This window comes from Gemmatimonadota bacterium, assembly GCA_040388625.1.
Lineage (GTDB): Bacteria > Gemmatimonadota > Gemmatimonadetes > Gemmatimonadales > Gemmatimonadaceae > Fen-1247.
In genome coordinates this window covers 85,987-99,172 of sequence record JAZKBK010000004.1, presented here as the reverse complement: position 1 = coordinate 99,172, position 13,186 = coordinate 85,987, and the positions used below count along the sequence as shown (strand labels likewise).

General features: G+C 62.9%; 10 protein-coding genes and 1 tRNA gene. 5 read left to right on the top strand and 6 right to left on the bottom strand.

Annotated features, from left to right (window positions below; translation table 11 throughout):
• Positions 1 to 77: 77 nt before the first annotated feature.
• The 5 genes from V4529_08970 to V4529_08950 all read left to right on the top strand — a co-directional run bounded on the left by V4529_08970 (position 78) and on the right by V4529_08950 (position 5,850).
• Entirely contained in the window at positions 78 to 1,391 is a 1,314-nt protein-coding gene (locus tag V4529_08970; GenBank protein MES2358460.1) for a sugar transferase, read from the top strand.
• Between the two features lie 61 nt (positions 1,392 to 1,452).
• Positions 1,453 to 2,454: an NAD-dependent epimerase/dehydratase family protein gene (locus tag V4529_08965; protein ID MES2358459.1), complete on the top strand. Its 1,002-nt coding sequence runs from the start codon at positions 1,453 to 1,455 to the stop codon at positions 2,452 to 2,454.
• 10 nt (positions 2,455 to 2,464) lie between these two features.
• Complete coding sequence (locus V4529_08960) at positions 2,465 to 3,811, top strand: flippase (protein ID MES2358458.1); 1,347 nt, start codon at positions 2,465 to 2,467, stop codon at positions 3,809 to 3,811.
• Positions 3,812 to 3,842: 31 nt separating this feature from the next.
• Positions 3,843 to 4,643, top strand: coding sequence for a glycosyltransferase family 2 protein (locus V4529_08955; GenBank protein ID MES2358457.1), 801 nt, complete (start codon positions 3,843 to 3,845; stop codon positions 4,641 to 4,643).
• The gene (locus V4529_08950; protein MES2358456.1) at positions 4,633 to 5,850 is read left to right on the top strand and encodes a glycosyltransferase family 4 protein; all 1,218 of its coding nucleotides are present in this window, start codon (positions 4,633 to 4,635) and stop codon (positions 5,848 to 5,850) included. Before V4529_08955 ends, V4529_08950 begins: the two co-directional genes overlap by 11 nt.
• Here the strand turns inward: V4529_08950 and V4529_08945 are convergent.
• The 6 genes from V4529_08945 to V4529_08920 all read right to left on the bottom strand — a co-directional run bounded on the left by V4529_08945 (position 5,786) and on the right by V4529_08920 (position 13,145).
• The gene (locus V4529_08945) at positions 5,786 to 6,691 is read right to left on the bottom strand and encodes a glycosyltransferase family 9 protein (protein ID MES2358455.1); all 906 of its coding nucleotides are present in this window, start codon (positions 6,689 to 6,691) and stop codon (positions 5,786 to 5,788) included. The two genes, V4529_08950 and V4529_08945, sit on opposite strands and share 65 nt — an antisense overlap.
• A gap of 260 nt (positions 6,692 to 6,951) precedes the next feature.
• Positions 6,952 to 7,881 (bottom strand): glycosyltransferase family 2 protein, encoded by a 930-nt coding sequence (locus tag V4529_08940; GenBank protein MES2358454.1) that lies wholly within the window; start codon positions 7,879 to 7,881, stop codon positions 6,952 to 6,954.
• Positions 7,874 to 9,265 carry an O-antigen ligase family protein gene (locus tag V4529_08935; GenBank protein MES2358453.1) on the bottom strand — a complete coding sequence of 464 codons (1,392 nt, stop codon included), beginning with the start codon at positions 9,263 to 9,265 and terminating at the stop codon, positions 7,874 to 7,876. The genes V4529_08940 and V4529_08935 overlap by 8 nt, the downstream gene beginning before the upstream one ends.
• Entirely contained in the window at positions 9,258 to 10,352 is a 1,095-nt protein-coding gene (locus tag V4529_08930) for a GNVR domain-containing protein (protein MES2358452.1), read from the bottom strand. Before V4529_08930 ends, V4529_08935 begins: the two co-directional genes overlap by 8 nt.
• Positions 10,353 to 10,362: 10 nt before the next feature.
• Positions 10,363 to 13,038 carry an SLBB domain-containing protein gene (locus V4529_08925; protein ID MES2358451.1) on the bottom strand — a complete coding sequence of 892 codons (2,676 nt, stop codon included), beginning with the start codon at positions 13,036 to 13,038 and terminating at the stop codon, positions 10,363 to 10,365.
• Positions 13,039 to 13,071: 33 nt separating this feature from the next.
• Positions 13,072 to 13,145 (bottom strand) — tRNA-Val (locus tag V4529_08920).
• Positions 13,146 to 13,186 lie beyond the last annotated feature (41 nt).

The window sequence follows — 13,186 nt, the reverse complement described above, 5'->3', positions numbered from 1 at the left end:
GCCCAGTCGCGGTCAGACGGCACGCTGTCCGCCTCATCAAGCGCCTCCTCGTCCTTGGCGTCGCCGATGTCTCGGCGGTGCTGCTCATCCAATCGATCGTCTGGGCGCTGGCCAATTCGCAAAGTGTCCCCCTCCTGGGTGGCATTCCCACGCCATTCGGTCCCGCTCCGGCCGTCGTCCTGCTCGCGAGTCTTCTCGTCACCGGTAACTATTTCCGGGGCGTGCATCTGTATCAGGCCGCTCGCCTCGCCGCAGCCTCGGGAGTAGCCGCCGCGGTCTTTCTATGGCCTCTGGTGGCCATCCACGGGGCACTGGTGACCCTTCAGCTGTTCGTGGTGGTCGCGGCAGGGCTCTGGATCATTCTGGCCGCCGAACGCCGGCTGACGCAGTGGTTCCTGCGCGAGATCTGGCCCGGCCCCAACGGCGCGACGCCGGCAATCGTGGTCGAGCGCGCCGACGCCGAACAGTGGAACTTCGACCAGATGACCACCGAGTTTGGCGGCGACTACCGGCCGATCGGGACTCTGACTCTGGGTCGCGACGGCAAGCAGCGTGAAGCGCTTACCCGGCTTGCGCACGCGATCAGCTCGGTCGGCGCCGAGGCGGTAATCGTGGCGTCGCACCTCGAGGAAGAGCAGGTTCGTGAGGTTTTAGACATCAGTTTATCGGCGGGATGCGAGTTCCTCTATCCCGCAAGGTCGGTACAGATTGCGGGTCGACGGCCACTGCTCGTCTGGCACAAGGACGAGCCGTTTTTCGAGCTTGGTGCGCCGCTGCTCAAGGCACAGGCGCTGGTCGTCAAGCGGGCAGTGGATGTAGTCGGCGCCGTGCTAGCCGTGGTGATACTCGCGCCGATCATGGCGGCCGTTGCACTCGTGATCCGGTTGGATTCGCCGGGTCCGATCTTCTTCTGGCAGGACCGCGCCGGTCTGGGCGGAAAGCGCTTCCGGATGCTCAAGTTCCGGACGATGCGCGTCGGTGCCGATGACGAGAAGGAAGATTTCGCCCATCTCAACCGCACGGGCGATCCGCGCCTGTTCAAGATTCCGAACGATCCGCGCGTGACTCACTTCGGCGCGTGGCTCAGGCGCTGGAGCATAGACGAGCTGCCGCAGTGTTGGAACGTGCTCATCGGCGACATGTCGCTGGTCGGCCCTCGCCCCTTCTTCGAGTCGGATCTGGAATCGTACGAAGACCACCACTTCCGCAGACTTGACGCCAAGCCCGGTATCACCGGTCTCTGGCAGGTGAACGGCCGCAGCGACGTCGTGGATTTCGAGGAAGTCGTTCGCTACGACCGGGAATACATCGAGCACTGGTCGCTACCACTTGATTTCAAGATCATGCTGAAGACGATCCCGGTGCTTTTCAGCAGAAGCGGCGCGTACTGACGGCGTGAACGGCGCCGCATTCCCGCCCGCGTATCCCGCCACGTCTCGCTAAATTCACCCCATGCAAGTGTTCATCTCCGGCGCGGCCGGTTTTCTCGGTAGTCATCTCGCCGAGTCCTACGTGGGGCAGGGCGCCCACGTCGTGGGCTGCGACAATCTCATAGGCGGCGAGCTTTCCAATCTGCCCGAGGGCATTCAGTTCGAGCAGGCCGACTGTTGCGACGTCGGCGCGATGAAACGCCTCATGGTGGGCTCGGACCTCGTTTATCACTGCGCGGCGATCGCGACGGAAGGCCTCAGCGTCTTTTCGCCCGCTCTGATCGCGCAGCACGTGTATCAGAACACAGCAGCGATGCTCGCTGCTGCAGCGTCGAACAGGATTGGCCGGTTCATCAATTGCTCCAGCATGGCGCGCTACGGCGACGCACAGGCTCCGTTCACGGAAGATACGAAGCCGCAGCCCGTCGATCCCTACGGCATCGCCAAGTACGCGGCCGAGATGCTGGTGAAGAACGTCGCCGACACGCATGGATTCGAGTACGCGATTGCGGTGCCGCACAACATCATCGGCCCCAAGCAGAAGTACGACGATCCCTATCGCAACGTCGCCAGCATCATGATCAACCGGATGCTCAAGGGCGAGCAGCCCATCATCTACGGCGATGGCGGTCAGAAGCGTTGCTTCTCGTTCGTGCAGGATTGCGTCGATCCGCTCATGAAGATGGGCACGCGCGACGGAATCGCCGGCGAGGTGATCAACATCGGCCCGGACGAGGAATACATCTCCATCCTCGAGCTGGCGCACACGATCGCGGACCTGATGAACTTCACGCTGGATCCGATCTTCGTGCCGGAGCGGCCGCGCGAAGTGCGCTACGCGACCTGCTCCGCGGACAAGGCGCGACGCCTGCTCGATTATGAGACGAAGGTCTCGCTTCGCGACGGTCTCCGCAGCATCATCGAATGGATCCGCGCCAATGGCACTCGGCCCTTCCAGTACCATCTCCCCATCGAGATAGACTCGCCGCTGGTGCCGAACACGTGGAAGCAGCGGATGATGTAGTGCGTCTGCCTTGAGCAACGAAATATTTCGTGCACTGCGCTCGCGTGTCGGGCGCAATGCACTCCTCAATCTTGGTGGGCTCGCGGTGCCGCTCGTCGTCGCCGCGATCGTGCTGCCCACACTCACGCATGCACTCGGTCCGGCACGATTCGGATTGCTGGGCGTCAGCTGGGCCTTTCTCGAGTACCTGACGCTGTTCGACGTGGGGCTGGGCAAGGCGACGGTGCGCTACGTTGCCGACTCCATCGCGCGCGGCACCGAGGATGTCTCCCAGATAACTTCCGTGTCGCTCTCGGTGCAGCTCATCATCGGATGCTGCGCGGCGGCGATACTCAGCTACTTCTCCGGAAGTCTCGCACAGCACGTGTTTCGTGTCGATCCAGGGTTGATCGACGAGGCGTCGCTGTTGTTCGTGGTCGTTGCGGTCAACCTTCCGGTCGTACTCGCTCTCACGACGTTCCGCGGCGTGCTGGAAGGCGCACAGCACTTCACGCTGAGCAACGCGATCAAGATTCCGGCGTCGGCCGGCTCGATAATAATTCCTGCGATTCTGGCCCGTCTGGGGCATTCTCTGCCGGACATGTTGATGTGGGTGCTGGCGTGGCGCGCGCTTGCGTCGCTCGTGACGCTGTATGCCATACGGCGCGTGATTCCCGGCTTTCGCGTCGAGCCGCCGCGCGATTGGAGAAGGTTGCGCAGCCTCATCAGCTTCGGCGGATGGGTCGCGGTGTCCGGTGTGGTGAGTCCGATGCTGGTGTATTTCGATCGGTTCGCGCTCGGAGCGCGATCGGGGCTTACTGCGGTCGGGTACTACACGGCGCCGTACGAGGGAATAACACGACTCCTCATGATTCCGAACAGTTTGATCAGCGCGCTCTTTCCGCTCCTCACCGGGCTCGGTGTGGTAGCGGCGGCAGGCCGCATCGACCGGCTGTTCGCGTCGTCCATGCGTGCGCTTTTGATCATGATGAGCATTCCGGCAGCGATAGCACTGTTCTTCGCTCCGGTGATTCTGCAAATCTGGATGGGCCCGGACTACGCGGCGCACGGCGCCATGGCGCTGCGCATCCTTTCGGTCGGCGTACTCATCAATGCAATCGCGCACATCCCCTACACATTTCTCGAAGCAGCTGGGCGGCCGGACGTACCGGCAAAGTTTCACATGATCGAGCTCGTGATTCACGTTCCGTTCGCGTGGTATCTGGTGGGACGATACGGTATAACGGGAGCTGCGGTCGCGTGGACCGCGCGCGTCACGCTCGATACGACGCTGCTGCTTCTCGCTGCCAACAGAATCGTTCCGGTGTCACTGCGCCGGGTGCTGTGGACGCGGCGAGTCGCGGAGTTGGCGGCGTGACGAGCGCGGTCAGCGGAACAGTGGAGTGCGAGTGACGCACGTCGCCGCATCGATCGTTTCCACCGGAGAGGGCGACAAGATTCGCGCCTGTCTGGAGTCGCTCGCCTCCCAGAGTTTCGACGGACGGCTGACGGTCGTGGTCGTCGTCAACGGGGTGGATGACAGCACTTCACAGGTGACGCGTGAGCTCATCCACGACGCGGTGATTCTGAAACGTGCAACGCCGTTCGGGTTCGCCGAGAATCACAACGACGCGCTCGCCAGTACCGGCTTCGACTTTGGTCTCGTTCTCAATCCCGACGTCGTGCTGGAGCCGGATTGCATCGCGGAAATGGTGGAGGCGATGGCCCGGCACGAAGATGCGGGGGTCATCGCTCCGTTATTGAGCTTTCCCTCCGGCGCACCACAGCCGTCGGCGCGCCGCTTCCCGCGGCTGGGTGGGACGATACTGCGACGCACACCGCTGCGACGTCTCGTAGGTGAGGATCGAGTCATCCGGACCGCGCACTATCTTCCGCCGCCGATCGAGGACCGGAAGATCGACTGGGCACTCGGCGCATGTCTATTCGTCCGTCGTGCAGCATGGACGGAGCTCGGCGGCTTCGATCCCGGCTATCGCCCGCTGTACATCGAGGACGTCGACCTCGCGTGGCGGATGTGGAAGGCCGGCTGGGCGGTATGGCAGACACCCGATGCGCGTGCGATGCACGAGCATCAGGCAGCTACGGACAAGACGTTCTTCGACCGGCGCACGCTCTGGCACATGCACGGCATGGCCAGGTTCGTGAGAAAACACCCGCGCATTCTCGTGTCCGGCCCGAATGTCAGATAATCGCCGCACGATTCTTTTCGTGCACGGAGCCGACGAGTGGTATGGATCGGACTATGTGCTGTACGAGATCGTGCGCGCGCTGGAAGGGACTGAATTCGACGCGATGGTGCTGGTACCGGACGACGTCAGCTCGGAGCTTGCGCCAGAGACGCGGCTCAGCGGACGTCTGCGCGCCCGCGGCGTGCCGGTACACTCGGTTCCGCTCACGGTGTTGCGCCGGCGTTACATGACACCAACCGGCTTCGCACGGCTCCTGAGACAGGCGCCGGCCTCGCTCCGCGCTGCAATGGATGCAATTGGCGATCGTAATATCGTAATGGTTCACTCACATACTGCGACGGTGCTTACCGGAGCCCGTGTTGCGGGAGCGTTGCGCGTTCCGCACCTGTGGCACGTATCCGAGATCGTCGAACGTCCGCGTGCAGTGAGAAAGTGGCTTTCCCGCAAGGTCGTGCGATCGGCGGACAGGGTGGTAGCGGTATCGAACGCGGTGAAAAATCACCTGCTCGATACCCAACCTGGCGCGACCTCGAAGCTATCCGTGATATACAACTGCATAGATCCAGCGCGCTTTTCCGGCGGAACATGTACGCCCAAGCGTCAGCCGATCGGTGCCACAAACCCCGATGCGCCGATCGTCGTGGGGATGATCGGCCGCGTCGGAACGTGGAAGGGACAGGAGCTGCTCCTCCAGGCTGCCAGAACGGTGTGCGGTGCAATTCCCAACGCCCAATTCGTGTTTGCCGGCGGCGTACTTGAGGGGAATTTTCCAGCGTTGGACAAGCTGCGAGCGGTCGCGCGGAGTTACGGAATCGCCGATCGGGTGACGATTCAGGAATATTGTGCCGACACGCCGTCGTTGCTCAGCACCTTCGACGTCTTCGTACAGCCGTCACTTCGTCCCGATCCGCTCCCGACGACGATCCTCGAGGCCATGGCGAGCGCCTTGCCCGTCGTCGCGACGAGACATGGCGGTGCTCCGGAGATGGTGGCTGACGGAGTGACAGGGCTGCTGACAGCGCCGGGCGACGCCGATGCGATGGCTGGCGCAATCATAAGTCTGTTGCACGATCCCGAGACACGCACGCGGATGGGGCACGCTGGTTACGATCGCGTACGGCGCGACTTCTCCTTCGATTCGTTCAGCTCGGCGTACCTGCGATGCTATCGCGAGCTTGTTGCCGCGCGGCCGATACCAACGCGTTAGCGACTGAGTCGCGATCGACGCTTTCGAGCGCACGCCGCATCGCCTCGGGCGAGAGATATTCTCCGGTTGGCGCAACGTCGAACTCTGTCGGGCAATATTTCCCGCTTCCGATTTCAGTCGCACCCATGTTCCGGACAAAGAATACGGGGATGCCCGCGGCGTTTGCGAGATGGCGCGGACCCGAATCCGCACCGACGAACGCGGCGCATCGCCTGAGCATCGCGCCGTAGGCGAGCAGCTGCAGCGTGCCAGCCGATATGCACGCGCGATCTCCCAACTCCGCGGCGATTGCCTCCAGAACAGGCCGGTCGTTCGCGCCGCCGCTGAGCAGCACGCGAGCGGTGGGCGCCAGCACGAGCACGCGGCGAAGGATGTCGCTGAAGAATCCCGGGGGAAAGTCGCCAATCGTCTGACGCGTCGTCACCGCGGACGCGATGACAAACTCCGCGTCGTGCAGGGCCAGTCGATGCCACTCGAAATCAGCCGCACGGACATCATTCTGTGACGGGTAGATCCTCGGCCGCAGCGGCGATGGGTCAGGCAATCCGGTTACAGCTTCGACCATGCGCCGGAAGGCGGCGGGATGAGACGTTGGACCGTCGGTAGCGACACCGAGCGTTACCAGTCCGGACAATCCCTTGCGCGTGAATCCGACGCGGTTGGGGATCCCAAGCTTGAGTGCGAGCATCACTGCGTGATGATGCGCAATGTTGTCACTGCACAACGCCACGTCGAACATTTTCTTCGCCAGTTCATCGCGCTTCACCGGCTCGAGCGGCCGCTCGTCGCTGTCGGACGTCCATGGCAGGACATGAGCGAGCGCCGGATTTCCGGCGAGCACGGCAGCACCACTCTCAGAGGTAAGATATGACCAGCGGCAGTCAGGCAAGCCCGTGTGCAGTGCTTCCAGTGAGCATGTGCGGTACAGTACGTCGCCTATGTGATCCCTGCCAATGATCACACCTGTACGCCAGCTCGCCGGCGGCGCTGGAGCCGATCTGGACGCCGCTCTTGCGACGAGTCGCAATGCGGGGGCGGCGATTTCACTCGCCACCGCCAGCGCATAATGATACGAATCCCGGAACTGGCTGCGATCGACCATCAAGCAGGATCGTCGGTCAAGCCATGCAGGAAGCCGCGGAATATCGCGCTTCCCATGGCCGGGCGGCCGCGCAGCAGCTCGACGAGGGAGCGAGCGGGCTTTGTGACGACGAGATAGGTGAGGGCCGTCACGCGGTCGAATCCGTGATAGTTGCGACGCACGTAATACCCTCGGTGGCGATTCTGCAGGAACGCGGCGCGCGGCGTGGCCTTCTCGCCCCCCATGCTCGCGCTCACTCTGTGGTACGCACGCGCAGCCGGCACCAGCATCACGCGCCATCCACCATTCCGCGCGCGAAAGGAGTACTCGGTGTCTTCCCAGTAGATCGGCGTATAGCATTCGGCGAGGCCGCCGCAGGCGTCGTATAGAGTGCGCGAGATCATCATCGCGCAGCCTGTTACGAACGGAGTCGGATGCGGAGCGTGATCGGCTGGCACTTCGTATCTATGCAGCACGAGCGCACGGTAGGGGACTTCGTACCCTCCGCCGAACCAGACCTTGTCGCGGTCTGGGTGGTAGTAGATGGTGCAGCCGAGCAACGCCGAGTCGGGATATTCGCGAATCGCGTCGCTCATGCGCGCGAAGTAATCGGGCGCGATGGTCGCGTCGTTGTTGAGCAGCAGAAAGTGAGTCACGTTCGTGCCCGTCGCGAGGCTGCGGAGCCCGATGTTGTTGCCGATCGCAAAGCCCCGGTTCTCTGCCTCTGCGACGATCGTCAGCCAGCGTCCGGCGGCATCCGAATCGCCGCGCGGCTCGTTGCGGTCGCGCCACGCGTTCAGTCGTTGCACCGAATCGTCGTGCGAACCGTTGTCCACCACGACTACGTGGTCGGGCCGCAGGTCGGCTGCCAACAGCGAGTCGAGTGCCGCTTCCGTATCCGCGCAGCCGTTCCAGTTGAGCAGCACGACGCCGAACGACGGATCATGCATAACTGAGCGCGATTTTGGAGCTGAGTGGCGATGGCGCTCGCTGCGCGAGTGTAACCGCCGTGCCGCCGAGCCAGAATACCAGGTAGCCGACCATTGGGTCGTTGAACATCGTACTCGTCATGCCGTAGACAAGCACGCCAAGTATGATGAGCGCGACAGCGACACCCATGTCACGTGCTGGCGCGGCGATGCTGCGCGTCGCCGCCCGGAAACCCGCCATCCCGATGCAGGCAAGCGTACCCACCAGCGCAACAAGCCCGGGCAGGCCGAGCTCGACGGCGTACTTGAGATACACGTTGTCCGCCGTGAGCGGTTCGAGACCTGCGCGGACCGCTGTCTGATCCGTCGTACCTAACCCGTAGCCCCAGGGTTGCTCGAGAAATGCGGTGATGCCATTGGTCCAATCCTTGAGGTGCGAGACGCTGCTGCCGCTCTGCCACGTCAGCGTCTCGAAGACGAAGGTCGCGAGCGATGGAAATACGAGCACGCCGGCCACCAGCGCGCCAACCGCGACGCTCGCGGCGAGCGCTGCGCCAGTCACTCGACGCCGGATGGCGAAAAGGATCAACGTCTGAAGACCTGCAACGACGATCGCGGTCCGGGTGAACGTCGCGATGAGCCCGATCCAGATGATGCCATACAGCACACGATGGAACCAGCGCGTTCTGTCACCTTTCTGAAGCAGCCACAGCGTCGCGAGCGGCAGCAGGACGATGAACACCACTGCGAACCCCTGTCCGGACAGGAATACGGAGCCTGAGCGGCGCACCATGTGACCGCCCATCTCGCTCCAGTAATTGTCCGGCAGCCCGTACACGTTCCCTTGCGTGAACGCTACACCGCCCAGAAAATTCTGCACGTATGAGGCAACACCCAGCGCGACGAGCATCTGCGGCGTGACGAATATCTGCTCCGCGATCGCGACGATGGACGTGACCGCCAGCACCGCAAATGCGTGTTTCATGAATCGGTAATCGTCACCCAACTCCGGCGTTGCGCGGCCCACAAAGTAGAACAGCATGAAGAAGGCTGCGTCACGCACGCCGAACACGGCAGCCTTCAATGGAACGAAGTCGCGCAACACGACGTTTTCCGTGGCGAAGAAGACCACGGCGAGGGCAATCCACAACCCTGCGAACAGATCAGCGGCGGACACCGCGACGCGTGGTCCCCAGCCGGTTGCGGCGCGCACGACGACCACGGTGAACAGCAGCAGTCCCGCGATTTCCTTCCACGCAGCGATTACCTGAACGACCTTTATCGAAAGGTTGAAATAGCCGAACAGGACCGCGATGCCGAGGATGTGGAACGTCAGCGCCCAGAGAACCCACGGAAGCGCTCTTGCAGGAAGCGAGCGCTCGGGGCGCGCGCCTTGCTCAGGCACGACGCGCAACCGGAGGCACGTCGCTGCGTGCTTTCCGGCGCCTTATCGCCGATGCAAGCTTGCGCGCTGCCATCGGCTCGCGTCGGCTCCAGTCCGCGTAGACTGTCGCGACTCCGGCAATCGTGATGCCGATGAAGATTCCGAGCAGCATGGCGCCCGGAATCAGCAAACTGAATCGCGGCCAGTACGGCTTGATCGGTGTTACCGCGGAATCAACCACAGTGATCAGCGCGGCATCGTTGAACTCGTCGAGCTTGGCGGATTCGACTTGCTTCTCGAGCGACAGGTACAGCTCCGATGCGACGTCCTCGTTGCGACGCAGCGTCTCCTCGTCCGAGGACAGGGTAGGGGAGAGCCGCCACTGCCGGTTGGACGACAAGAAGTCACGGTAACGTGCCTGTGCGGTACCGAGATCTGTCTTTGCCTGTGCGGTACGACCTTCGAGATAGACGCGCTTGGCGCGTGCGCGCGAAGTGCGCTGCTCGAGGTTGAACGAATTGACCAAGGCGAGCGCGGCGTTGGCCTCTCGCGATGCGATAGTCGGATAGCGATTCTCGACCGTGACCTTTATCAGGTTGGTCCGCACGTTGGACTCGGTCGTCATGGATTTCCCGAGTTCCTTCACGCCGAGCTCGATGCGTCGCGCAGGATCGGTGGACCGCAACTTCATGATATCCACCAGTCTCGCGCTGTCGCCGCGCACTGCCTGGCGCGGGTCCGGCATCTTTGTGAGAAGCAGTCTCGTCAACAGCTCACGGCTCTGCATCAACTCGGCGTAGAACTCGGGCGACTCCGTCGGCTCCCCGCCGACCGATCCAAGCCCCATCCCGCCCGCGAGGCTGGACAATGCGCCCGAGCTCAGACTGCTGATTGCGCCGCCCAGCTTGGACGAGCTGCTGGGATTCGGTGCAAATGAAACAGTGACGCGGTAGACCGGCGGCAGGATCACCGTCGATAGCAGCGCGAGCACGAGCACACAGATCGTGCTGACGATTACCGTGCGCCACCGGTTGAGCACGCCGGCGGTCCACAACGCAAGCGTCAGTGGCTCGAGGCTTGGCTCCGCAATCGGCACGACGTCCGGCATCCTGGGATGCTTAGTGTGTGCGAAGCAGCGCGATCACGGCGAGCAGGCTCGACGCGACCCCTGTCAACGACCCGAGCATCGTCAGTACGCTGGGGCCGCCGCTGCCGTCGTTCACTGGCACGTACACCACGCTTCCAGGTTTCGGCTTCGGGATGTAATCCGGAATCAGGAACCGTTGCGATTCTGCATCGACCTTGCCGTTCGGCTGCGTGACGTACGCGTGATCGACATCTGCCTTGCGCGTCGCACCGCCTGCGGCACGAATGTAGTAGTTGAGATCCTTGCCGGGCGAGTATGTAACCGCCACCGGCGAGTTCACTTCACCCTGCACACGCACCACCGCATTGAAGCGCGGTATGTACAGCGAGTCGCCATCTACCAGGAGCAGATTGTCGCGGCTTTTCGGATCCTTCAGCACGTCGGGTAGCTCGATGCCGATGCGCCCGATCGAGCTGGAGCGTCGGTAGAACGTCACGCCGTTGGCGTAACCCTCGGGAGTGAGACCGCCGGCGCGCTTGAGCACGTCGCTGATATGTTCGTTCTTGTTGAGCAGTGTGTACTTGCCCGGGAAGCGCACCTCGCCCGCGACCGTCACCGTGCGCTGCAGTTCCCAGCCTGGCTGCCGAAGGATCAGCACGTTGTCGTATGGCTTGAGCTGGACGTCGGGCGTCGGACCGGCGGACGCGGGTAGTCCAGGCGGTCCCGCGTATTGCCCGTTGGGCCCACGCTCAAATAGGTAGCTGGAGTCGAGCGGGACAGTGAATTCACGCGCGGTCACGGTACCCGATCTGTCATCGGGAAGGCGCGCGATGCGTGCTTCGTTGAGCAGCGCGCTCTGTTCCAGTCCGCCCGCTTCGAGCACGAGGTCTCGCATCGTCATCCCTTCGCGATATGGAAACTGTCCGCTCCTGCGGACCGCGCCGTTGATCGCGACGTAGCGAACCGGACGGAAGTCCGTCACTGAATAAACCGTGAGGTTATCGTCTTCGTGCAGTGGGAAATCGTTCACCACTGCGCCGGATGAATCGCGCAACGTCGCGCGCAGCTGCTGGCGCGTCGAATCAGGATTCAGTCGCGTGATGAGAACTTCGCCGAGGTACGTATCCGGCTTGATTCCCCCGGCCAGCTTGAGTGCGCCGGCAACCGTCATTCCTGGCGTGAGACCTATGGTACCCGGCATGTTGACATTGCCGCGAACCGTTACACGATTCCGCACGCGCGTCGCGACCGGGAACACACGGATGACATCACCCGGTTGGACCGGAACAGCGGGTCCGGTCCCGGTGAGAAACGCGTCCGAGACGATATCGGTGGTGACGCGGTCTCGGCCCGGTGTCCGTTCGGCCGGCGGTACGATTCGCTCGACCTGAACCCTCTGGCGTGAGGCTGTTGCCTTGAACCCGCCAGAGAAGCGAAGCGCATCGGCCAGAGTTTCGGTCGGCTTGATCTCGTAAGTCGCGGGCCGAACAATCTCTCCCACGATCCGCACGCGAGCAAGATGCACTGGAACGAAGACAATGTCCCCAGTCTCCAACCGGATGTCGTGTGACGCATCTCCATTGATGAGATAGTCGTAGAAATCCATGTTCGCGATGAGCTTGCCACCGCGACGCACCTGCAGGTCACGCAGGCTCCCGTTGTCGGTCGGACCGCCGGCCGCGTAAAGCGCTGACAGTAGCGTTCCGGACGCTGATACCTGATACGCGCCCGGCGCCATCACGTCACCGACGACGAACACCATGTTGCTGCGGAGCTTCGCCGGCGTGACGGAGAAGTGCGTGGTGGCGTCCCCACCGCGCCTCACGCCGGAGTACACGCGGCCGAGGCGGTCGTACAGGACGTCGTTCAACTGACTGAGCGTTAGTCCGTTGACCGAGATCTGGCCAACCTGTGGTACGACGATGAAGCCCTGTCTGGTTACATCGAGCTGATACGACGCTTCGACGTCGCCGGTGAGCACGAGCACGAGCTGATCACCGGGGCCGAGTCGGTAATTCGCGTCGACGGGCCCTGCGACGTTTGGATTGAACAGCGTGGTCGAACGGCGAAAGAAGTCGAGCCCGAATATCGTGAATCCGCTGTCGCGCTGCGACTGTGCAATCACTTCCGGGCGATGGAGCGAGTCAGCGCGAGCCTTGCATGCGCGCGCGAGCGCCTGACGCTGGCGGCTGTTTCGAACGCTGTCCGACATGTACGCATCCTGTCCCTGCACACCGCCGGAAAGGTTGGTCCCGCGCGGTCGCAGCGAGTTCAGCGAGCCGAGTGACCCGCTGGTCGTGTCCATCGCGCCACCGCGACCCCCATTGAAAAGCGTGTCGGCGTACATCAACGAATCCGGATTCAGCCCGCATCGCAGGAAATCGACCTGCGCACTGTCGACGATCCCGAGCTGCTGGACCGCGTTCAACACATCTCCCTGGTTCGCAGTCGAGTCCGGCGATCCGGCACCGCTCATGTAGGCGTCGAGCAGATTCTCGGGGTAGCCAGCTTCTCTGAGCCTCGCCCGAACCTGGTCCGGCGTCATCCCGCTGGTCATGATCCGTTGTCTCAGTTGCTGGAGCAGCGCAGGATTGCTCTGGAGCATCTGCTGCGCCTGCTGCGACGTTGGATTCTGCGCCACGGCTAGTGCCGGCGCTCCGGATACGACAACGGCCACGAGGAGTGACCGGAGGTTCAAAGCACGCATGCTCTGGTTTGTGATGAGAGAAAGGTAGGCGAGTGGTCGCGCAGGGACTCGAACCCCGGACCTCTGCTGTGTGAAAGCAGCGCTCTAACCAGCTGAGCTACGCGACCGGCCGGTAGTGAACCGGAGCCTCGTAAAATACCGCCCGCCA

Coding starts and splice junctions, on each gene's coding strand:
- V4529_08965 (MES2358459.1), top strand. CDS start 1,453: ATGCAAGTGTTCATCTCCGGCGCGGCCGGTTTTCTCGGTAGTCATCTC.
- V4529_08950 (MES2358456.1), top strand. CDS start 4,633: ATGTCAGATAATCGCCGCACGATTCTTTTCGTGCACGGAGCCGACGAG.
- V4529_08940 (MES2358454.1), bottom strand. CDS start 7,881: ATGCATGATCCGTCGTTCGGCGTCGTGCTGCTCAACTGGAACGGCTGC.
- V4529_08930 (MES2358452.1), bottom strand. CDS start 10,352: ATGCCGGACGTCGTGCCGATTGCGGAGCCAAGCCTCGAGCCACTGACG.
- V4529_08925 (MES2358451.1), bottom strand. CDS start 13,038: ATGCGTGCTTTGAACCTCCGGTCACTCCTCGTGGCCGTTGTCGTATCC.